Origin of the sequence: Microbulbifer sp. MCCC 1A16149 (genome assembly GCF_050368945.1) — a bacterium.
In the GTDB taxonomy this organism is placed as follows: domain Bacteria; phylum Pseudomonadota; class Gammaproteobacteria; order Pseudomonadales; family Cellvibrionaceae; genus Microbulbifer.
The window spans coordinates 4,096,398-4,116,890 of the sequence record NZ_CP185959.1; the positions used below are offsets into that span (position 1 = coordinate 4,096,398).

At 61.0% G+C, this 20,493-nt stretch carries 18 protein-coding genes; 5 read left to right on the forward strand and 13 right to left on the reverse strand.

The annotated features are described in order from the left end of the window. Positions 1-9: 9 nt before the first annotated feature. Genes ACONT6_RS16955 through ACONT6_RS16965 form a run of 3 tightly spaced genes read right to left on the reverse strand, consistent with a single transcriptional unit; the run spans position 10 to position 1,940 of the window. Entirely contained in the window at positions 10-606 is a 597-nt protein-coding gene (locus ACONT6_RS16955; RefSeq protein WP_428819580.1) for a DUF938 domain-containing protein, read from the reverse strand. Between the two features lie 6 nt (positions 607-612). After that, entirely contained in the window at positions 613-1,392 is a 780-nt protein-coding gene (gene yaaA, locus ACONT6_RS16960; RefSeq protein ID WP_428819581.1) for a peroxide stress protein YaaA, read from the reverse strand. 56 nt (positions 1,393-1,448) lie between these two features. Further along, the gene (locus tag ACONT6_RS16965; RefSeq protein ID WP_078083360.1) at positions 1,449-1,940 is read right to left on the reverse strand and encodes a DUF4265 domain-containing protein; all 492 of its coding nucleotides are present in this window, start codon (positions 1,938-1,940) and stop codon (positions 1,449-1,451) included. A 98-nt stretch (positions 1,941-2,038) separates the two neighbouring features. On the opposite strand from ACONT6_RS16965, the gene ACONT6_RS16970 reads away from it, so the two are divergent. After that, complete coding sequence (locus ACONT6_RS16970) at positions 2,039-3,331, forward strand: M48 family metalloprotease (protein ID WP_428819582.1); 1,293 nt, start codon at positions 2,039-2,041, stop codon at positions 3,329-3,331. An 86-nt stretch (positions 3,332-3,417) separates the two neighbouring features. Here ACONT6_RS16970 and ACONT6_RS16975 read toward each other — a convergent pair whose 3' ends face one another. The 6 genes from ACONT6_RS16975 to ACONT6_RS17000 form a co-directional block, all read right to left on the reverse strand. Next, a complete protein-coding gene (locus tag ACONT6_RS16975; protein WP_428819583.1) occupies positions 3,418-4,218 on the reverse strand; it encodes a putative porin in 801 nt (266 codons plus the stop codon). A gap of 437 nt (positions 4,219-4,655) precedes the next feature. Further along, positions 4,656-5,351, reverse strand: coding sequence for a phosphate signaling complex protein PhoU (gene phoU, locus ACONT6_RS16980; protein WP_078083357.1), 696 nt, complete (start codon positions 5,349-5,351; stop codon positions 4,656-4,658). A gap of 25 nt (positions 5,352-5,376) precedes the next feature. Beyond that, positions 5,377-6,117, reverse strand: coding sequence for a phosphate ABC transporter ATP-binding protein PstB (gene pstB, locus ACONT6_RS16985; RefSeq protein WP_255463603.1), 741 nt, complete (start codon positions 6,115-6,117; stop codon positions 5,377-5,379). Positions 6,118-6,339: 222 nt separating this feature from the next. Further along, the gene (pstA, locus tag ACONT6_RS16990) at positions 6,340-7,626 is read right to left on the reverse strand and encodes a phosphate ABC transporter permease PstA (RefSeq protein ID WP_428819584.1); all 1,287 of its coding nucleotides are present in this window, start codon (positions 7,624-7,626) and stop codon (positions 6,340-6,342) included. Continuing rightward, the gene (gene pstC, locus ACONT6_RS16995; protein ID WP_181254853.1) at positions 7,619-8,998 is read right to left on the reverse strand and encodes a phosphate ABC transporter permease subunit PstC; all 1,380 of its coding nucleotides are present in this window, start codon (positions 8,996-8,998) and stop codon (positions 7,619-7,621) included. Before pstC ends, pstA begins: the two co-directional genes overlap by 8 nt. A gap of 155 nt (positions 8,999-9,153) precedes the next feature. Beyond that, entirely contained in the window at positions 9,154-10,221 is a 1,068-nt protein-coding gene (locus ACONT6_RS17000) for a PstS family phosphate ABC transporter substrate-binding protein (protein ID WP_428819585.1), read from the reverse strand. A gap of 263 nt (positions 10,222-10,484) precedes the next feature. On the opposite strand from ACONT6_RS17000, the gene ACONT6_RS17005 reads away from it, so the two are divergent. After that, positions 10,485-11,120, forward strand: coding sequence for a TRAP transporter small permease subunit (locus tag ACONT6_RS17005; RefSeq protein WP_428819586.1), 636 nt, complete (start codon positions 10,485-10,487; stop codon positions 11,118-11,120). After that, positions 11,117-12,475, forward strand: a complete 1,359-nt coding sequence (locus ACONT6_RS17010; protein WP_428819587.1) for a TRAP transporter large permease — start codon at positions 11,117-11,119, stop codon at positions 12,473-12,475. Before ACONT6_RS17005 ends, ACONT6_RS17010 begins: the two co-directional genes overlap by 4 nt. Positions 12,476-12,826: 351 nt before the next feature. Here ACONT6_RS17010 and ACONT6_RS17015 read toward each other — a convergent pair whose 3' ends face one another. The 4 genes from ACONT6_RS17015 to ACONT6_RS17030 all read right to left on the reverse strand — a co-directional run bounded on the left by ACONT6_RS17015 (position 12,827) and on the right by ACONT6_RS17030 (position 19,365). After that, positions 12,827-15,955 carry an efflux RND transporter permease subunit gene (locus tag ACONT6_RS17015; RefSeq protein WP_428819588.1) on the reverse strand — a complete coding sequence of 1,043 codons (3,129 nt, stop codon included), beginning with the start codon at positions 15,953-15,955 and terminating at the stop codon, positions 12,827-12,829. Then, positions 15,952-17,595 (reverse strand): efflux RND transporter periplasmic adaptor subunit, encoded by a 1,644-nt coding sequence (locus ACONT6_RS17020; protein ID WP_428819589.1) that lies wholly within the window; start codon positions 17,593-17,595, stop codon positions 15,952-15,954. Before ACONT6_RS17020 ends, ACONT6_RS17015 begins: the two co-directional genes overlap by 4 nt. 18 nt (positions 17,596-17,613) lie before the next feature. Next, positions 17,614-18,903 carry a TolC family protein gene (locus ACONT6_RS17025; protein WP_428819590.1) on the reverse strand — a complete coding sequence of 430 codons (1,290 nt, stop codon included), beginning with the start codon at positions 18,901-18,903 and terminating at the stop codon, positions 17,614-17,616. 81 nt (positions 18,904-18,984) lie between these two features. Then, the gene (locus ACONT6_RS17030) at positions 18,985-19,365 is read right to left on the reverse strand and encodes a hypothetical protein (protein WP_428819591.1); all 381 of its coding nucleotides are present in this window, start codon (positions 19,363-19,365) and stop codon (positions 18,985-18,987) included. A 196-nt stretch (positions 19,366-19,561) separates the two neighbouring features. Between ACONT6_RS17030 and ACONT6_RS17035 the strand changes: the two genes are divergently transcribed. Both ACONT6_RS17035 and ACONT6_RS17040 read left to right on the forward strand, forming a co-directional pair. Then, positions 19,562-19,951, forward strand: a complete 390-nt coding sequence (locus ACONT6_RS17035; RefSeq protein ID WP_078083180.1) for an acyl-CoA thioesterase — start codon at positions 19,562-19,564, stop codon at positions 19,949-19,951. Between the two features lie 235 nt (positions 19,952-20,186). Further along, on the forward strand, positions 20,187-20,477 hold the full coding sequence (locus tag ACONT6_RS17040; protein WP_428819592.1) for a hypothetical protein: 291 nt from the start codon (positions 20,187-20,189) through the stop codon (positions 20,475-20,477). Positions 20,478-20,493 lie beyond the last annotated feature (16 nt).

The following is a 20,493-nucleotide window of genomic DNA, read 5'->3' on the forward strand; positions in this document are numbered from 1 at the left end:
GTCATCGGGTTAACGTCGCCACACCAACAACTGGTTGTTGGCGGGCAGGTAATTGATTTCGGTCCGGCGTAGGCCCTGGGATTCAGCCAGTTGATCCAGCCACTCCAGGTCGCGGATACCACGTGCGGGATCCTCTTCTTTCAGCCACTCATCAAAGCCCGCATTGCCCGGGCCGATATAGGCACCGTCGATCTTCACCGGGCCGTAGGCGATAAACTGGCCATCGGCAGTGAGCACCTCCGGCAAACGCTGGAACAGCGTTTCCACCGCCTCTGCAGGCATGATATGCAGGGTATTCGCAGTGAATACGGTATCAACCGAGATCGTCGGCCAGGAACCGGTAACATCCAGCTCCAGTGGCGCCGGCAGGTTGTCCGCGGGGGCATGTGCCAGCCAGCGCTGCACCTCGTGCAGGTTTACCCGGCGCTCCGAGGTCTGCCACAGCACCTGCGGCAGGCGCGGGGCAAAATACACCGCGTGCTGGCCGGTACCACTGCCGACTTCCAGCACACGGCGGCGGTTGGCCAGCAGTCTCGTCAGATGTTCCAGGATGGGTTCCCGGTTGCGCCCGGTAGAGGGGGCGTTGGGCAGTGCCTGATCGGTCACGGACGATCAGGCCGGCTGTTCGTCGCGCAGGAATACCCAGTCGCGATCGCTGGAGTGCTCGGCGCTGAAGTAGTAGCCCGCACTGTCGAAGTCTTTCAGCTGCTCTGCTTTCTTGACGCGGTTGTCGATGGCCCAGCGGCTCATCATGCCGCGGGCCTTTTTGGCGAAGAAGCTGATCATTTTGTACTGGCCGTTTTTCCAGTCCTTGAAGTGGGGAGTGATGATCTCCGCATCCAGGTTCTTTGGCTGTACCGACTTGAAGTACTCGTTGGAGGCCAGGTTCACCAGCTCGCGGCTTTTGAGCGCCTGCAGCTGCTGGTTGAGGGCGTCGGTGATCTTGCCGTCCCAGAACTCGTACAGGTTCTTGCCGCGCGCATTGGCGAACCTGGTGCCCATTTCCAGGCGGTAGGGCTGCATCAGATCCAGCGGGCGCAGCAGGCCGTAGAGACCGGACAGCATGCGCAGGTGCTTCTGCGCAAATGCGAAATCCCGCTTGCCCATGGATTCCGCCGCGAGCCCGGTGTAGACGTCACCCTTGAAAGCCAGCAGGGCCGGACGGGCATTGTTATCGGTAAACGGGCGCTTCCAACTGTGGAAGCGGTCGTAATTGAGCACGCCCAGCTTGTCGGAAATTTTCATCAGGCTGGAGATATCCTGGGGGCTGAGCGCCTTCAGCTCCTTGATCAGGGCTGCGGATTCCTTGAGGAAATCCGGCTGGGTCGTTTCCAGCTGGGGAATCTCGCTCTCGTAGTCGAGGGTTTTTGCGGGGGAAATGACTATCAACATGACAACAACTTCTCGGTCTTTAACGGTATGCAGCGAGTGTTATACGCAGTTTGGACTTATTCGGGCTTTAAAATGTCCTGCCACCAATTCAGCGGCGTCTGCCCATCCACCGGGTCGTAGACATTGCCGTAGTACCAGACGCTATTGGCCCCGTCGCACACGCTGTTCAGGATCTGCTCGATTTCGCCAAAGCCGCAGCTCACGTGGATGCTGTATACCAGCAAACGCGGGCTCTCCATATCCAGTTCGCCACCGAGTTTTTCCAGCTGCGGGGTGAGCTGGTCGGAGAGCTTGGTGCTGTCACTGCGGCAGAAAACCCGCACGGCGAGGTTGCCCGAGCGCTTTACCAGTTCGAAACTGGGCTTCTCCGGGTCTTCGCGATTGACCTTGATGGTATCGCCGCTGGCAATGCCCTTGATAAACGCGGGTGAGCGCACCAGCTGTACGCTGTCGTCCTCATTGACCCGAACCTGCATCCGCTCCACCACCGGCTCGCCATCGGGGTTGGTGCCAGCGAATAGTTCGATAATCTGCAGTGCGGTCGTCATAACCTCGGTCTCCGGACTGTGTACAATAGCTTCATTTAAATGCTGCCAAAGCCACCGCTACAGCAGCTTTGAATCGAACATTATACAGGGAGTGATCTATGATTCCGCGTTCAATCTCCAACCGCCTGCTGGCCGCGGCTGTGGCCGCTTCTGTGACCGCGGGCATCGCCGGCTGTGCGGTCAACCCGGTCACCGGCAAGAAAGAGTTGTCGCTGATGTCCCAGGGCCAGGAAGTGGCGCTGGGCGAGCAGCAATATCCCCAGGCACAGCAGACCCAGGGCGGTGAATACCTGATCGACCCGGCCCTGCAAAGCTATGTGAGCCGCGTGGGCCAGAAGCTGGCGAAGGTCTCCGACCAGCCGCAGCTGCCCTACGAATTTGTGGTGCTGAACAACTCCACCCCAAACGCCTGGGCACTGCCCGGCGGCAAGATTGCGGTCAACCGCGGCCTGCTGGTGCTGCTGGAAGACGAGGCCGAGCTGGCCGCGGTACTGGGTCACGAGATTGTGCACGCCGCCGCGCGCCATTCCGCCGCAGCCATGTCCCAGCAGCAGATCCTCGGCGCGGGCATGGCCATTCTCGGCGCCACCACCCAGAACACCGGTTACGGTGACCTGATCTCCCTCGGCAGCCAGTTCGGCGGCTCCGCATATATCGCCAAGTACGGCCGCGACAACGAGCTGGAATCCGATCAGTACGGCATGAAGTACATGGTTGCCGCGGGCTACGATCCCTACGGTGCGGTGCGCCTGCAGAAAAAGTTTGTCGAACTGTCCAAGGGCAAACAGGCCGGTGGCCTGGAAGCGCTGTTTGCCAGCCACCCGCCATCACAGGCGCGGGTAGACGCGAATATAAAGCACGCAAAAAAACTACCAGGCGGTACCGCAAACCGCAGCCAGTACCAACAGGCCATCGGACAGCTGAAGCGCGATGCGGACGCCTACAAAAGCTATGACGATGCGCTCGCTGCGGTGAAGAACAAGCAGTACGACCGCGCGCTGACCCTGACTCGCAAGGCGCAACAGCAACAGCCCAAGGAGGCGGCCTTCTACGCACTCGAGGGTGACCTGCTGGCACACAAAAAACAGTACCAGTCCGCACTCAACTCCTATGAAACCGCGGTGCAGAAAAACCCATCGCTGTTTTCCAACTGGTTGATGCGCGGCATGCTGAATGCCGAACTGAAAAACTACACGGCAGCGGAGCGGGACCTGCAGCGCTCCACCCGCTATCTCGACACACCACACGCGCACTATTACCTGGGGCAGGTATACGAGCAGCAGGGCAACACCCAGAACGCCCTCAGCCAGTACCAGATTGCCGCCAAATCTTCCGGTGATATCGCCACCAAGGCACAGGCGCGGGTACAGGCGCTGAGCAACAAGGGCTAGTGCTTCGCGCAGAAAACTTACGGACATAAAAAAAGCGGGTGAAGAAATTCACCCGCTTTTTTTGTCTGCGTATTTCCCTCAGGAAATTACAGCTGAACGGTTACGCCCAGACTGAACACATCCAGATCGTCGAAATCGCGATTGGAGCCGTAGGCAACCTTGCCGGCAACGTTGCGATTGAAGAAGTGGGTAGCGTTGAACTCGTAGCTTTCCGCTTCGTCGTAAGCCGCACCGATGGAAGTGTTTTCGTTGAAGTAGAACTCAACGGCACCACCCCAGTACAGGTCGCTGAAATCGGTATCAATCAGGCTAAGCTCGGCGGTCAGGTACTGGCCACCGGACAGTGCGGTGAAGTACTTGGAGGAAACGGAGCGGTAGTCGAAGTCATCGTCCACCTGCGCGGTGAAACCGATGTAATCAGAACCGCTCAGCTGGTGGTTGTAGGTACCGCGAACAAACAGTTCGGTATCGGTGTCTTCCACTTTTACCGCTTCAACTTCAGCGAGGAAATTCGGGGTAAACAGGAAACCGGCACCGGCACGATAGGCGCTGGTAGAGTCGAAATCGTTCAGTTCGCCGAAGAATTTCCACTGACCAGTGAAGTACTCACCACCGATCTGCACGGCATCGCTGTCGCCGCCATCGTAATCGATGTAATCAAAACCACCGTAGATATTGGAAACCGGCAGGATGTAGTTGAACTCCTTGCGCGGACCCAGAGTTTCCAGAGCACCGAAGTAGTACTGAGATTGGAAGCTCAGGGTATCGACCTCGGCAACGCCGTAATCTTCTGAGGTGTAATCAGCGTCGGTGAAAGAATTGTACTGCTCTGCAGAAACCACGGCAGAGGCCAGCATAAGAGGAAGTGCGGCAAACTTGAACTTCATGGAAGTGTTCCCTGTTTAATTTACATCTGTACGTTAACGACTGTGTTCTCGCTCCCGTACCCACCTTTTTACCCTGGGGGGCAATTCGGCGCGGATTCTAAGCGCAAGAAAATGGTTGTGCAACGAAAAGAATTAATTGCGACGAACGTCTCAATTACACGTTTATTTCCGTAGCTTAACTACAGTCGCGGGGCATTGTGGAGGGAAGTAGCTGAATCAAAGCTGAATACAGTTCGCGCGCAATAAAACGGTGTTTTACCGCAGGTTCGGCCAGACAAATGCAGGCAATTAAATAGTTTGGCCATACCAAAAAACCATTTAATTCTTGTAACTAATTCTCAATTAAAACTGGTACTAATAAAAAAGGCCGCCGAGGCGACCTTTTGTAAAAATATTTACTGCAGAAAATTTCTGCGCCTATCCGACGCGTTATTTATTCAGCGCATATTTTTTTCATTGCCGTGACGGATATCCGCACCTTTCACCAGGTACACCACCTGCTCACATATATTCTTCGCATGATCGCCGATGCGTTCCAGTGAACGCAGGGTCCACAGCACATTCATCACCCGGGAAATACTGCGCGGGTCTTCCATCATGTAGGTGATCATCTCGCGCACCGCACTGCGGTAGTCCATATCCACCTGCTCGTCTTCGGCGAGGGTTTCCATGGCAGAGGCGACATCAAAACGGGTGTAGGCATCGAGGGCGTCATTGAGCATCTTGCGCACCGCATTGGCGATGTGACGGATCTCGGTGTAACCCCGCGGTGCGGTGCCTTCGTCAGTGAGGGCGATGGCCATCTTCGCTACCTTGCTGGCCTCGTCACCCACGCGCTCCAGATCGCGTGCGATACGAATCACAGACATGACCATGCGCAGGTCCGATGCCGCCGGCTGTCGCTTGGCGATAATCAGGGTCGCATGCTCGTCCAGTTCCATTTCGCAGCGGTCGATTTCCTCTTCCACCTTGAGGACTTTCTCTGCCAGCTCGCTGTCGGCGTTGGCCAGGGCTTCCACGGCGTCAGCTACCTGGCGGGTGACCATGCCACCCATTTCCAGCATTTCCGTCTTGAGGGACTCAAGATCTTCGTTGAACTGGCGGGAGATGTGTTGATCGAAATGCATTTCCATAATCTTTTGCGGGCTCCCCCCAACCTTAGCCGAAACGGCCGGTGATGTACGCTTCTGTGAGTTCGTGTTCAGGATTGGTGAACACGGTCTCGGTGTCGTTGACCTCTACCAGCTTGCCCAGGTGGAAGTAGGCGGTGCGCTGGCTTACCCGCGCGGCCTGCTGCATGGAGTGGGTCACGATGGCGATGGTGTAGTTCTGGCGCAACTCGTCAATCAGCTCTTCGATACGCGCGGTGGCGATCGGGTCCAGGGCCGAGCAGGGCTCATCCATCAGGATCACTTCCGGGCTCACGGCGATGGCGCGGGCGATACACAGGCGCTGTTGCTGGCCGCCGGAGAGACCGGTACCCGGCTTGTCCAGGCGATCCTTCACTTCGTTCCACAGGCCGGCGCGGCGCAGGCTGTTTTCCACGATCTCATCCAGTTCCGCGCGGCGGCTGGCGATGCCGTGAATCTTGGGGCCGTAGGCGACGTTGTCGTAAATGGACTTGGGGAAGGGGTTGGGCTTCTGGAACACCATACCCACGCGCGCGCGCAGCGGCACCACGTCGACCTTGGGTCCGTAAATCGCTTCGCCATCCAGGGTTAGTTCGCCCTCGACACGACACCCCTCAATGGTGTCATTCATACGGTTGAGGCTGCGCAGGAACGTGGACTTACCGCACCCGGACGGGCCGATCATCGCCACCACCTGGTTGCGGCCGATATCCAGGCTCACGTCGTGAATGGCCTGGGCCTCGCCGTAGAAAACGTTGACGTTGCGCATACTGAGTTTGGCGTCGTCGCAAAAAGGACTGCCGACGGTGCCGGTAACTTCGATATTGGTATTGGCCGCTCTGGCTTTCACTGCACTTTGCTCCACAGCAGATTCGCTGGCTGGGTTGGCGGTCTGATCTTCAGCCGGACCTGCTTCGCCGGCTTTCAGTGTCATGGTGGTCATGGATCTATCTCGGTTCGCAATCTTAGCATTCGTTGGCAGCGCAGCGCGTTACCAGCGGCGCTCGAGTTTTTTGCGCAGCCACACTGCGCAGGTGTTCATGGTGATCAGGACTGCCAGTAGCACCATGATCGCGGCGGAGGTGCGCTCGACAAAGGCGCGCTCCGGGCTGTCGGCCCACAGGAAAATCTGTACCGGCAGCACTGTGGAGGGGTCGGTAACCCCGTGGGGCACGTCGACGATAAACGCCACCATGCCGATCATCAGCAGCGGCGCGGTTTCGCCCAGGGCCTGCGCCATACCGATGATGGCGCCGGTCAGCATGCCGGGCATGGCGAGCGGCAGCACATGGTGCAGCACCACCTGCATGCGCGAAGCGCCCATGCCCATCGCCGCTTCACGGATGGAAGGCGGCACAGACTTGAGTGATGCGCGGCTGGAAATGATGATCGTCGGAAGGGTCATCAGGGTCAGCACCAATCCCCCGACCAGCGGCGCGGAGCGCGGCAGCTCGAAGAAGTTGATGAAAATGGCCAGGCCCAGCAGACCGAACACGATGGACGGCACCGCCGCGAGGTTGTTGATATTCACCTCGATCAGGTCGGTCCAGCGGTTCTTGGGCGCGAATTCTTCCAGGTAAATCGCCGCGGCCACGCCAATGGGGAAGGACAGCACCAGGGTTACCAGCAGGGTGAACAGGGAGCCCACCAGCGCCGCGCGAATACCCGCCTGCTCCGGCTCGCGCGAGTCGCCGTTGGTAAAGAAGGTGGTATTGAAGCGCTTTTTCAGCTCGCCGGACTCCCGCAGGGTCAGGATCCACTGCGCCTTCTGTTCAGAGGTGCGACCGAGGAAACCGCTTTCGGATTTCGACAGGCTTTTTACGTAGGTATCCACATCGTCGTCGGCGTTGAACCACAGGGTTTCGGACTTGCCGAGCAACTCGGGATGGTTCTGCAGGCGCTCGCGCAACTCGAAGCCGGCACCGTTGGATACCAACGAATACAGTTCGCGCTTGTCGCGGCGGCCACTGACATCGGGAAAGCGCTCGCGCAGGGCCGCGCGAATCACACCGTCAAAATTGGCCCAGGCCAGGCTCTCTTCATCCACCTGCTCGATACCGAGCTCGGCCGGATCGTAGGTCACCTGCAGCTGGATATCCGTCTGCACGAAAGCGCTGGCGCCCTTGCTGATGATGTCGGTGAACAGCACCAGTACCGCCAGTACGCCGAACGCAATACTCGCAATACCGAGACCGCGGAACAGTTTTTCCTTGCGGTGACGGCTGGCGAGGCGCGCGGCAATACGCTCGCGCACCTGGGTTTGAGTCAGATCAGTCATACTGTTCCCGGTATTTTTTCACTACGTGCAGGGCGATAAAGTTCAGAATCAGGGTGCTGATAAACAGCATCAGACCGAGGGCGAAGGCAGCCAGGGTTTTCGGGCTGTCGAATTCCTGGTCGCCCACCAGCAGGGTGACGATCTGTACCGTCACGGTAGTGACCGACTCCAGCGGATTGGCGGTGAGGTTGGCGGCCAGGCCGGCGGCCATCACCACAATCATGGTCTCGCCGATGGCGCGGGAAACTGCCAGCAGCACGCCGCCGACAATGCCGGGCAGGGCCGCGGGGATCACCACCTTGCGCACGGTTTCCGATTTGGTGGAACCGAGGCCGAGCGCACCGTCGCGCAGGGACTGGGGCACCGCGTTGATTACGTCGTCGGACAGGGAAGATACGAACGGGATAATCATCACCCCCATCACCAGGCCCGCGGCAAGGGCGCTTTCACTGGAAGCTTCGAGGCCCACGGACTGCGCCAACTCGCGCACAAACGGCGCCACGGTAAGTGCGGCGAAAAAGCCGTAAACCACGGTGGGCACACCGGCGAGAATTTCGATCAGTGGCTTGGCGAAGGCGCGCACCTTGTTGCCCGCATATTCGGCCAGGTAAATCGCAGACATTAGGCCTACGGGTACGGCCACCAGCATGGCGATGGCAGACACCATCAGCGTACCGGTAAACAGGGGCACCGCACCGAAAGCGCCGCTGGAACCTACCTGGTCCTCGCGCATCGCCATCTGCGGACTCCAGTGCAAACCGAACAGGAACTCGGTGACCGGGACCGCCTGGAAGAAGCGCACGGACTCGAACAATACCGACAACAGGATGCCAACGGTGGTAAAGATGGCCGCACAGGCACACATCAACAGAATCGCCCGCAGCACCTTCTCGACTTTTTCCCGCGCGCGCATCTCCGGGGAAACCTTCAGCAGCGCATATGCACCGAGACCAACGGACAGAATCAGGATCAATGCAGTCTGCAGCCACTGGCCACTCTGGCGCAGGCTGTTCAGATGTGCCGACGCTGCCTCCAGCTGTGGCGTAGCCTCGCCCACCAGATTGCCCGATGCCATATTCTGGATCTGCGCGTACAGCAGGTTCTGGCCGGAAAGGGATTCGGGCTTGTCCGCAATTCCGCCCATCACCAGCGTGCGGATAATGGCGTCGTCAAATACCAGCCACAGGCCCAGGATGATCAACGCCGGCAGGCCACACCAGAGTGCGGTGTGCACACCGTAATAGCTGGGCAGGGAAGCCAGGCTGCGGATTCCGCCGCGGCTGCGGGCAGCGCCAATGGCGCGGCTGAAACCGGTACCGTAGGCCACCAGTATCAGCAGCAACAGCAGGGCAAATAGAGTGGGAGTCTGCATCGATTCACTCGGTTAAAAAATTTGTCGGCCATTATCGGTGCTTGTGGCCGCAATTGCATGAGGCGATAAAACCTGTGCCTCTTTTATACGTAAAAGGCCAAGCCCTTCTTATGGGGCTTGGCCGGTAATTCCATCTACCAGTTACTGCGAGATGGTTATTTTGCCGCGAGGTTGGTCAGGGCATTCAGCTTGCGCACATCGCTGGCAACCTGCTGGCGCTTGGCGTTGGGCAGGGGAATCATGCCCTTGTCCGCCAGGTAACCCTCTTCACCCCAGGCGCGCGCGTTGGTGAACTCGCTCAGGAACTGCTTGATACCGGGCACCACGTCCACATGTGCTTTTTTCACATAGATGAACAGCGGACGGGAAACCGGGTAGCTCTGGTCGGCGATGGAGTCGAACGTCGGCTCCTGGCCTTCGATCAGGGAGCCCTGCACCTTGTCTGCGTTCTGGTCCAGGAAGCTGAAGCCGAAGATACCCAGCGCATTCGGGTTCGCCGCAAGCTTGTTCACGATCAGGTTGTCGTTCTCACCCGCTTCGATATAGGCACCGTCTTCGCGGATGTTATGACAGATGGCCTTGTAGCCATTCTTGTCGGATTTCTTCTTGGCCGCGATCCAGTCGAATTTTTTACAGCCACCTTCCATCGCCAGCTCGGCAAAGGCGTCGCGGGTACCGGAAGTCGGGGGCGGGCCCAGAACTTCGATGTCGTGCGCGGGCAGGGACGGATTCACGTCTTTCCAGGTTTTGTAGGGGTTGGCCACCAGTGACTCGGAACCGTCCGGGTTGGGCACGTCTTTGGCCAGGGCCAGGAAGATGTCTTTGCGGGACAGCTCAAACGGCTCGGCAGTCTTGGCATTGGCCAGCACGATACCGTCGTAACCGATCTGCACTTCCACCACGTCGACGCCGTTGTCGTTACACATGTCCAGCTCGGACTGCTTGATGCGGCGGGAAGCACCGGTGATGTCCGCGGTGTTTTCACCCACGCCCTGGCAGAACAGCTTCATGCCGCCACCGGTACCGGTGGACTCGACAACCGGGGTCTTGAACTGGGTAGCGCGGCTGAAGCGCTCGGCAACCACGGTGGTGAACGGGTATACGGTGGAAGAGCCGACAATGCTGATGTGATCGCGCGCGGCGAGGGCAGCGCTGGAGGCGGCAACGGTCAGGGCGGCCAGGGCCGAGGCCAGGACTTTCTTTCTCGCAGAACGGTTGTTCATGGATATCTCCAAAAGTGGTCGCTTAATTGCTCAAAATCTCTGCACGCGGCGCATGCTATGTCGAACTGGTGACGATTCTATGAATGAAAAGTTACAAAAAGATTACAGAGGCCGACACATTGCGTGACTAATCAGCCATGATTCAGCCACTTCGCCCCAGAGCCCGGCTGGCGGCAGCCCCGGCAGAACTGGCGCAAACTTTGACCAGCAGGTAGTCTCTGCCCTGAATAACAGAACAATAAAGATGATGTGAGACATTCCCCATGAAGTCTTCCCCACAAAATCTGCTCCTCGGCACGGCCGGAATTCTGGACCGTTTCGCCGGCCTAAGCGGCCGCGTACTGGGCTGGTTTACGCTGGCGATGGTGCTAATCCAGAGCCTGGTGGTGGCCCTGCGCTACGGATTTGACGGTGGCTCCACCGCCCTGCAGGACACTGTGGTCTACCTGCACGGCGCGGCCTTTATGCTCGGCCTGGCCTATGCGCTGCAGGCCGGGGCCCATGTGCGGGTGGACGTGTTCTACCGGACCATGTCCGCTCGCGGCAAGGCCTGGGTCGATGCGGTGGGCTGCCTTATTTTCCTGCTCCCGGTTTGCACCTTCATTGCAGTGGGCAGCTGGCAGTTCGCCGCCAGCAGCTGGGCGGTGCTGGAATCCAGCGCCAGCGCCGATGGTCTCGGCGGTGTATTCCTGCTGAAAAGCCTGATGCCCCTCGCCGCCGCGACCCTGGCGCTGCAGGGGATCGCCCAGTTTACGCGCGCACTACATACCCTGATGCAGGTTGAAAGCCGCGCCGGCAGCACCACCCCCATCAATACGGAGTCCACCCAGGCTGCGGAAAGGGCCGCGGAGAAACCCCGCCCACTGGTGCGGGAAGCGGCTGGGGAGGCAAGCGCATGATGGAACTGATCCCCCTACTGATGTTTGTCGCCGTGTGCGCAGCGCTGATGTTCGGCTATCCGGTAGCCTTCACCCTGGGCGGTACCGCGCTGATTGCCGCCGGCCTCGGTATCGTCACCGGAATATTCGATGCGGAGCTGCTGCGCGCCTTCCCCGATCGCCTCTACGGCATCATGCAGAACGGCACCCTGATGGCGGTCCCCTTGTTTGTACTGATGGGCGTGATGCTGGAGCGGGCGCGGATTGCCGAGGAGCTGCTGGTGAACCTGGCGCGGGTTTTCTCCGGTATCCCCGCGGGGATGGCAGTGTCGGTAGTGGTGGTGGGCGCACTGCTCGCCGCCAGCACCGGTATCGTCGGCGCGACGGTGGTAACCATGGGATTGATGTCCCTGCCGACCATGCTGAAGCGGGGCTACTCACCCAAACTCGCCACCGGCACCATCTGCGCCACCGGCACCCTGGGCCAGATCATTCCTCCGTCCATCGCACTGGTGTTGCTGGGCGATACCCTGTCCAACGCCTACCAGCAGGCCCAGCTCAGCCAGGGTATTTTCAACCCGAAACCGGTGAGCGTCGGCGACCTGTTTATGGGCGCAATCATTCCCGGCCTGCTGCTGGTAGCGGCGTATATCATTTACTTACTATTTATCGCCCGCCGCGAACCCGCCACGGAACGCGCTGCGGAAGACGTAGATCTACTGCAGACCCTGAAGAGCCTGTTTCCCCCCATTGCGCTGATGCTGTTGGTGCTGGGCTCGATCATTACCGGTGCCGCCACACCCACAGAGGCCGCGGCGGTAGGCGCGCTGGGTGCGGGCATCCTCGCCTGGAGCCGCGGCGCACTGAACTGGGCGCGCGCTGGTGAAGTGGGGCAGAGCACGCTGCAGGTCACGGCGATGGTGTTCGCCATCCTGATCGGCGCATCGCTGTTCTCGCTGGTATTCCGAGGATTTGGCGGTGAGGAAGTGGTTACCCACCTGTTCGAAAGCCTGCCGGGCGGCGTGGTCGGCGCAACCCTGCTGGTGATGCTGGTGATCTTCCTGCTCGGCTTTATCCTCGACTTTATCGAGATCACCTTTGTGGTGGTGCCCATTGTCGGCCCGGTACTGCTGGCCATGGGACTCGATCCAGTGTGGCTGGGCGTGATGATTGCCCTGAACCTGCAGACTTCGTTCCTCACCCCACCGTTCGGTTTTGCACTGTTCTACCTGCGTGGCGTGGCCCCGGCGGAAGTGGCTACCGGGGCCATATACAGCGGGGTGGTGCCGTTTATTGCCATCCAGTTGCTGGTGATGTTGTTGCTCGCAGTTTGGCCTTCACTGGCGACCTGGTTGCCTGGCTTCGTAGCCGGGTAGGTTGCGTGGTTTCTGCGCTGGCCCGGTGGCGGTAGAGCACCGGGTATGCGTTTTTGAAACCGGCATGAATACGTCCCTGTAGCCTGCGTCGGAAACATCCCTGTTTCCGACGCTTTCAAAAACGCATACCCGGCACTCTACCTTCGCATTGAACTTTCATACTTCGTGAGCAGTGACAGCCGCGGCTACAGAGTGTGTAACTCGAAGCGAAGGTGGGGTGCCGGGTGCAGGTTTTCAGGAGCGTCGCAAACAGGGACGTTTGCGACGCAGCGTACATGGATGTACTCGCAGGGGGGCGCCTAGCTCGGTCCTGAAAACCTGCACCCGGTGCCCCGCCGCCACAGCACTTCGCTACGAAGCCCCCTGCAGACCCCGCCCTTTCCACAGTCGATAAACCGCAGGCAAAACCATCAGAGTCAGAAGCATCGCACTGACCATACCCCCCACCATAGGCGCGGCAATCCGCTGCATCACTTCCGAGCCAACCCCGGAACCAATCATCACCGGCACCAGACCGATAAACACCGTGGCCGTGGTCATGAGTACCGGGCGCATACGCTGACCGGCACCGCGGCGGATCGCATCGCGCAGGTCATCCAGCGTCGGCTTGCGGTCAGTGGCTGCGCAATCTGCCAACACCTGTTTCCAGGCCTGGTTGAGGTACACCAGCATGATCACGCCGATCTCCACCGCCACGCCGGCGAGCGCGATAAAGCCCACGCCCACCGCTACCGACAGGTTGTAATCGAGCCAGTACAGCAGCCACAGGCCGCCGATCAGCGCCAGCGGTAGGGTGCCCATGATCACCAGCACCTCACCCCAGTGGCGGAAGCTGAAGTACAGCAACAGGACGATGATGCCCAGGGTCACCGGCAACAGCAGACCCAGGCGCTCGCGGGCGCGCTCCATGTATTCGTACTGCCCGGACCACGCCAGGGAATAGCCCGGTGGCAGCTCCAGTTCGTTTGCCACCAATTGCTGCGCCTCCGCCACCCAGGAACCCAGGTCGCGGTTGGCGATATCGATGTAGATCCACCCATTGGGGCGGGCGTTCTCGGTCTTGATCATCGGCGGACCGCTCTGCACCTCGATGGTCGCCACATCGCCCAAGCTCAGGTGGGTGCCGTTGGGAGCCACCAGCGGCAGGCCGCGCAAGCTTTCCGGCGAGTCGCGCCAGGCCTGTGGATAACGCACATTGATCGGGTAGCGCTCCAGGCCTTCGGTGGTCTCGCCCACCTTCTTGCCGCCCACCGCGGTGTCGATCACCGTTTGCACGTCCTGGATATTCAGGCCGTAGCGGGCCGCCGCGCTGCGGTCGATATCGATATCGATATAGCGGCCGCCCTCGACGCGCTCGGCAAACACCGACGCGGTGCCTGGCACATTCTTGAGAAGGGACTCCAGTTGCGTACCGATCTGCTCAATCTGGTGCAGGTCGGCACCGGCCACCTTGATACCCACGGGGGTCTTGATGCCGGTGGCGAGCATGTCGATACGGGTCTTGATCGGCATCACCCAGGCGTTGGTGACCCCGGGCAACTGCACCGCGGCATCCAGCTCCGCGCGCAGTTTTTCCGGGGTCATACCCGGCCGCCACTGGTCGCGGGGCTTGAAGCGGATAATCGTCTCCACCATGGTGAGCGGCGCCGGATCGGTTGCGGTCTCGGCGCGGCCCATCTTGCCCCACACCTGCGCCACTTCCGGTACCTGCATGATCATCTTGTCGGTCTGCTGCAGCAGCTCGCGGGCCTTGCCAATGGAAATACCGGGGTGGGTGCTGGGCATATACATCAGGTCGCCCTCGTCCAGCGGCGGCATGAATTCACTGCCGGTGCGCGACAGGGGATACAGGCTGCTGGCAAGCAACAACAGGGCGGTGATGACGACGAGCAGCGGATGGCGGATCGCCAGTTCCAGCGCCGGGCGGTAGGCGGCAGTAAACGCGCGATTGATGGGGTTGGCCTGTTCCGGCTTCACCTCGCCACGCACCAGGTAGCCCATCAGTACCGGCACCAGGGTGATGGCGAGACCGGCGGCCACCGCCATGGCGTAGGTCTTGGTATAGGCCAGAGGCGCGAACAGCCGCCCCTCCTGGCCTTCCAGCGCGAATACCGGCAGGAAACTCAGGGTGATGATCAGCAGGCTGAAGAACAGTGGCGGCCCCACCTCACTGGCCGCTTCACCTACCACCTGCCAGCGGTTTTTTTCGGTGAGCGGGGTGCGCTCCATATGCTTGTGCAGGTTCTCGATCATCACGATGGCGCCGTCCACCATGGCGCCGATGGCGATGGCGATGCCGCCCAGGCTCATGATGTTGGCGTTGATGCCCTGCAGGCGCATCACGATAAAGGCACCGATAATCCCCAGCGGCAGGCTGATGGCGATCACCAGCGATGAGCGCAGGTGGAACAGGAACAGGGCGCACACCAGTGCCACCACGATGAACTCCTGCAGCAACTTGTGCCACAGGTTGTCCACCGCGCTGTCGATCAGCTCGCTGCGGTCGTAGGTGGGCACGATTTCCACACCCGCCGGCAGGCTGCGCTGCAATTCTTCCAGTCGCTCACGCACGCGGTCGATCACCGCGCGCGCGTTCTCACCGAAGCGCATCACGATCACGCCACCCACGGCCTCGCCCTCGCCATCCAGCTCGGAGAGGCCGCGCCGCATCTGCGGTCCCAGGTGTACATCCGCCACATCCCGCAGCAGCAGCGGCGTGCCGGCGGCATTGACCAGCAGCGGCAGCTGGCGCAGGTCTTCCACGCTCTGGATGTAGCCGCTGGCGCGCACCATGTATTCGGCTTCCGCCATTTCCACCACCGAGGCGCCGGACTCGCGGTTGCCGCGCTCGATCGCCGCCTGCACCTGGGCCAGGGTGAGGTCGTAGGCGCGCAGGCGCAGGGGATCCACCTGCACCTGATACTGGCGCACCATGCCGCCCACGGTGGCCACCTCGGACACCCCGGGCAGGGTCTGCAGCTCGTATTTCAGAAACCAGTCCTGCAGTGAGCGCAGCTGCGCCAGGTCGTGTTTGCCGGTGGGGTCCACCAGGGTGTAGCTGTAGATCCAGCCCACGCCGGTGGCATCCGGCCCCAGCTCCGAGCGCGCGGCACTGGGCAGGCGCGGGGCCACCTGGCTGAGGTATTCCAGTACACGGGATCTGGCCCAGTAGAGGTCGACATCGTCGTCGAAAATGACGTAAACGTAGGAATCGCCGAAAAATGAATAACCGCGCACCGTATGCGCACCGGGCACACTCAGCATGGCGGTGGTGAGGGGGTAGGTGACCTGGTCCTCCACCACCTGCGGTGCCTGGCCCGGGTAGCTGGTCTTGACGATCACCTGCACGTCGGAAAGGTCCGGCAGGGCATCCACCGGCGTATTGCGCAGGCTGTAGAGGCCGGCAATCGTCAGGGCCACCGCGCCGATCAGCACCAGTGCGCGGTTGTGCAGGGACCATTGGATGATACGCGCGATCATTTCTGCGGCTCCTGGTGCCCATCGTGATCCCTTTCTCCATGATCCATCTCATCATGATCCATCTGCGAATGATCCACATCATCGTGGTTCATGTCGCCGTGCCCCATCTGCGAGTGGTCCATTTGTTCGTGGCCTTCATGCCCGGGCACCAGGGAAGCACCGGCCAGCGCGCGGGTAGCGATCACCTCGTATTTGCCGTCCTCGCGCTGGCGCATCTGCACCCGCAGCGGCGCACCGCTTACCAGCGCCTCGCGCAACGCCTGTTGCGCGGCTTCCGCCACGTGGAAACCCATCACCATGCCGGGCCAGTCCCATTCGGGTACCGGGCCGTGCTCGAGGCGCGCGTAGTGATTGTCGTCGGGCATACTGAGCACTGTCGCTTCGGCCCAGGCAGTCTCGGCTTTTGCCGATTTTTCGCTGCTGTTCGCGCCACCTTCCCCTTCGATACGTTGCAGATCGGCGCTGATACTGGACTCGGAGTCCAGCAGGAACTGGGCCGAGGTGACCACCTCGGTACCGGGCTCGATGCCGGCGAGAATCTCCACCCGCTTGCCCAGCTCGCGGCCCACCCGCACCCGCACGGAGCGATAGCGCCCGCCGCCCTCGGCGATCACCAGCCGGTCCATGTCACCGGTGCGGATCAGGGCGCTGCGCGGCACCGTCAATGTATCCACCTTCGGTCCCTCCAATTGCAGGCGCACAAACATGCCCGGGCGCAGGGATTTGTCGGCATTGTCCACCAGCACCCGCACGCGCAGGGTGCGGGTCTTGGGATCGAGATCGGGCAGTATGTGCACCAGTTCGCCGGTCCAGCTGCGGCCGGGGGCGAATTCGCCCTGCAGGGTGGCGGTGTCGCCCACCTGTACCTGGGCACCCTGTTTCGGGAACAGCTCACCTTCCACCCACACTGTGTCCAGTGGGCCAATGCTCATCAGAGTGGTTGCGGGAGTGATATACATACCGTCGCGGGCGGCGAATTCGTTCACGTAGCCGTCGGTGGGTGAGTAGAGGGTGATGGTCTGGCTTACCTTTCGGGATTTGACCAGCGCGCGCACCTGCTCTGCGGGCACCCCGAGGCTGTCCAGGCGCTCGCGGGTGGCCTCGATCAGGGTGCGGTTGCCACTCTCCAGGGCCGCCACCAGTTCGCTCTGCGCCTTGACCAGCTCCGGGGAGTAGATGGCCACCAGTGGCTGCCCGTTGCGCACACGATCACCCACCGCCTTGACCCAGCTCTTGTGCACCCAGCCGCTCAGACGGGTGTGCACGTGGTGCAGCTTGTCTTCATCCAGCTGCACCAGGCCCACGGTATCGACCTCGATCTGCACCGGGCCTTTCTCGGCGACCGCAGTGCGCACGCCCAGGTTGTTTTCCACCTGGGGGGCAATGGAGACGGTGCCCGGCTTTGCTTCACCCTCTTCACCCTCTTCGCCCTCGTAAACCGGCACCAGGTCCATGCCCATGGGTGACTTGCCGGGTCCATCGCGACGGTAGTTGGGATCCATGGGGGCGACCCAGTAGAGGATTTTCTTTTCACCACTGGCGCCCGGTGCGGTGTCGTCACCACCGGGCAGGCTGCGACCCACAAGAATGCCCACCACCAGGGCGATGATGGCGAAAACGACAATCAAAATTCTGTTCATAACTTGGCAGACCGCTGGTTATTTGCTGTTGGCGTCGGGCTTGACGGCGCGGAAGTAACGGATGCGCGCCAGGGCGCGGAAGTAGCCGTAGGTGAGGCGCGCGGCGCTGATCTGGGTCTCGATGTCGTCCATGCGCGCGGCGATCGCCGCTTCCAGATCCGCGGTATTGCTGGCGTAGCCCCGCAGGACCGCATCGGCGGTAGCCTCCGCCTGCGGCAGCAGATACTCGCGATACTCCGCGCGGCGGCGATCGAGGGTCTGGGCCATGGCCACGGCACTGTTCAGCTCGGCGTGCAATTGCTGCAACAGGTTCTGGTGCTGCAGGATGCCGGCACTCTCGCGCGCGCGGCTGGCGGCGAGGCGACGGTCCTGGCGGTTCTGGCGGAACAGCGGCAGGTCAAACGACACCATGACGCTGGCAAAGTCCGAACCGTCACTCATCGGGGTTCTGTCGCGCTGGCCATAACTGAAGTCGACACCGAACTGCGGCTTGTAGGCCTCCTGCGCCAGCGCCACATTGGCCCGCTCCGCAGCGACGCGGGCACTGCTGGCAGCCACCGCGGGGTGCTGCTCCAACAGTGCCATCGGCACCGGCAGGGACTGCGCCGCCAGCCAGTCGCGGGTATCGCGCCAGGCCGGTGGGGTTGCATCCAGCGCGCCCCAGGCGGCACCACCGATCCAGCGGCTCAGGTTACCGCGGGCGCGATTGATCTCCCCATCCACCGCGGCGATACGATCATCCAGGCGCGCCAGCGCCAGCTGCGACTGCAGCAGCTGCTGGGACTGGATCTGGGCACTGGCGAGGCGCGCGCGGTTGTAACCCACCAGCTCCTGCATCCAGCCGCGGTTTTCCATCAGCAGTTCACGCACGCGCAGCTGCTCCGACACGGTGAGAAACGCGAGGCCCACTTCCCGCTCCAGCACCAGCGCCATATCCGCGGCACCGGCGAAACCCGCCTCGGCCGCATGCCCACCGCGCTCGCCGGCCAGCGCAGCCGAATCGCCGCGAGGCAGTTTCTGGCTGATGCCGATCACTTTCTGGGTCATCGGCTGGTCGTCGAAGGCGAAACTGTCGGTGGGCAGGTTGGCGATGCCGAGTTTCAGCTTGGGGTCCTCCCACTGACTGTCGGCCACGGCGGTTTCCGCGGTCGCCTCCGCCGCGGCAATGGCCGCTGCGGTCTGTGGGTCCTGTTCCCGGGCCAGCTGTACCGCACTCTCGAGGCTCAGCTGCGCCTGTGCGGGCAGGGCAATCGCACAAATCAGCAGCGCCGGGACCAGTGGGCCCAGGGCGCGCAATGCATATCCCATGGATAAATCCTGTCTGTCTGATACCTGATCGATGGCTCGATCGTTGAATTCAACGCCTGGTGAGACGTTGAGCGGGAAGCATCAGGCGCTTATGGGTGGGCGCAACAGGTTGCGCTGCGAAGCAGCGAGGGGGGAAGGGGAGATCGGCTGGAACAGGGCAACACCGGGCAGTGCCGCGTGCTGCCATTCCTGGGCCAGGGGCGCGGCGGCACCACAGCCGCCAACGGCACAGGTCATCAGGCAGAGTTCAGCGGCAGAGCTGTCCTCGGCCTCATCACAGCAGGGCATGCTGTGGTGGTCATCGGCTTGCATATCGCTGGCCGAATGCATGCCGGCTCCGGCCATCATCGCGGCGTGATCACCGTGGGCATCGGCGCCCGGATCGCAGGCAGGCGCAATCGCCAGAGCCAGGCTCTGGGCGGCAAAACACCACAGGATCAGGGTCAAAATCAGTGCACGCATGGAGCGGAGTCTAGGAGATGTTGGAAAATCAGACAAGCTGGCGCAGATTGTGCTGCAGTTTCTCAAGAGATTCGCAAGAATTTACTCGACCACTACTGGCTAATTAGTGCCCAGTTTGTGCTAGAATGCGCCACCCCGACGGAGGCCCGAGCGCCATTCCGGGGGATCAATAAATCTAAGAATGTGAGCACCTGCGATGTCCGCCATAGATGAAGAGCCGCAACCCAGCGGTACCCTGACCCTGCAAACCCAGTCCATGCCCCGGGATACCAATCCCCAGGGTGACGTCTTTGCCGGCTGGCTGATGTCGCAGATGGACGTGGCCGGCGCGATCCTCGCCCAGGGCATCGCCCGCGGTCGTGTGACCACCGTCGCCGTCGGCAGCATGGTATTCCTGCGCCCGGTACCGGTAGGCTCCACCGTGAGCTGTTATGCCGAGGCCGTGGAAGTCGGACGCTCCTCCATCAAAACCATGGTGGAAGTGTGGCTCACCCGGGTCGACACCGGCGAGCAGGTGAAAGTGACCGAGGGCGAATTTGTCTTCGTCGCCATAGACGACCGCGGACGTACACGACCGCTGCCCTGAGCCTGTCGTTCACCACAGTATCTCGCCCGACCGAATAAGAGGCGGCCGCTATACAGCCGGCCGCCACTTCCTGCATTTTCCTTTTCCCTGCCGTCCATCATGTTTTTCAGCGAGCACTTTTATCGACCTTCCGGCAACAGCCCAGTTTGAAAATACGTACCAGTTTGACGGTAGCGAAGTTCAGCAGAACAATACGCGCCAACACCAAAGGATATTTTCAAACAGGGAGAAGTCGATGATCGTAAGCGCGTTAATTATCGCAGCCACATGCACCATTATTTTTTATGCGGGACTGGCGATAGCCAGGAGGACTCAGCGCACGCTCTATCGTTCGCTGATTCGCACTGGCACGGTGCTGGTAACGATTGCTGCGGCCGGTGTTGTTCCATCCATACTGGAGGTGAGCCTGGCAACGACCGAGCTGGCCGGTCGCTACCTGTTTTTCATGCTGATCGGCGGAGCACTGGTTTACAAACTGCTACTGGTGCGATTTATTCCACTGCCTTCAGAGCAGGCCGAAAGCTGAGTGGTCAACTAGTCAC

What these genes read in the sequence shown, in the direction of transcription:
- pstA (WP_428819584.1), bottom strand. Translation starts at nt 7,626, where the DNA reads ATGACTGATCTGACTCAAACCCAGGTGCGCGAGCGTATTGCCGCGCGC.
- ACONT6_RS17025 (WP_428819590.1), bottom strand. Translation starts at nt 18,903, where the DNA reads ATGGGATATGCATTGCGCGCCCTGGGCCCACTGGTCCCGGCGCTGCTG.
- ACONT6_RS17005 (WP_428819586.1), top strand. Translation starts at nt 10,485, where the DNA reads ATGAAGTCTTCCCCACAAAATCTGCTCCTCGGCACGGCCGGAATTCTG.
- pstC (WP_181254853.1), bottom strand. Translation starts at nt 8,998, where the DNA reads ATGCAGACTCCCACTCTATTTGCCCTGCTGTTGCTGCTGATACTGGTG.
- ACONT6_RS16975 (WP_428819583.1), bottom strand. Translation starts at nt 4,218, where the DNA reads ATGAAGTTCAAGTTTGCCGCACTTCCTCTTATGCTGGCCTCTGCCGTG.
- ACONT6_RS17000 (WP_428819585.1), bottom strand. Translation starts at nt 10,221, where the DNA reads ATGAACAACCGTTCTGCGAGAAAGAAAGTCCTGGCCTCGGCCCTGGCC.
- yaaA (WP_428819581.1), bottom strand. Translation starts at nt 1,392, where the DNA reads ATGTTGATAGTCATTTCCCCCGCAAAAACCCTCGACTACGAGAGCGAG.
- ACONT6_RS17020 (WP_428819589.1), bottom strand. Translation starts at nt 17,595, where the DNA reads ATGAACAGAATTTTGATTGTCGTTTTCGCCATCATCGCCCTGGTGGTG.
- ACONT6_RS17015 (WP_428819588.1), bottom strand. Translation starts at nt 15,955, where the DNA reads ATGATCGCGCGTATCATCCAATGGTCCCTGCACAACCGCGCACTGGTG.
- ACONT6_RS16970 (WP_428819582.1), top strand. Translation starts at nt 2,039, where the DNA reads ATGATTCCGCGTTCAATCTCCAACCGCCTGCTGGCCGCGGCTGTGGCC.
- ACONT6_RS17040 (WP_428819592.1), top strand. Translation starts at nt 20,187, where the DNA reads ATGATCGTAAGCGCGTTAATTATCGCAGCCACATGCACCATTATTTTT.
- phoU (WP_078083357.1), bottom strand. Translation starts at nt 5,351, where the DNA reads ATGGAAATGCATTTCGATCAACACATCTCCCGCCAGTTCAACGAAGAT.
- ACONT6_RS17035 (WP_078083180.1), top strand. Translation starts at nt 19,562, where the DNA reads ATGTCCGCCATAGATGAAGAGCCGCAACCCAGCGGTACCCTGACCCTG.
- pstB (WP_255463603.1), bottom strand. Translation starts at nt 6,117, where the DNA reads ATGCGCAACGTCAACGTTTTCTACGGCGAGGCCCAGGCCATTCACGAC.
- ACONT6_RS16965 (WP_078083360.1), bottom strand. Translation starts at nt 1,940, where the DNA reads ATGACGACCGCACTGCAGATTATCGAACTATTCGCTGGCACCAACCCC.
- ACONT6_RS17010 (WP_428819587.1), top strand. Translation starts at nt 11,117, where the DNA reads ATGATGGAACTGATCCCCCTACTGATGTTTGTCGCCGTGTGCGCAGCG.
- ACONT6_RS17030 (WP_428819591.1), bottom strand. Translation starts at nt 19,365, where the DNA reads ATGCGTGCACTGATTTTGACCCTGATCCTGTGGTGTTTTGCCGCCCAG.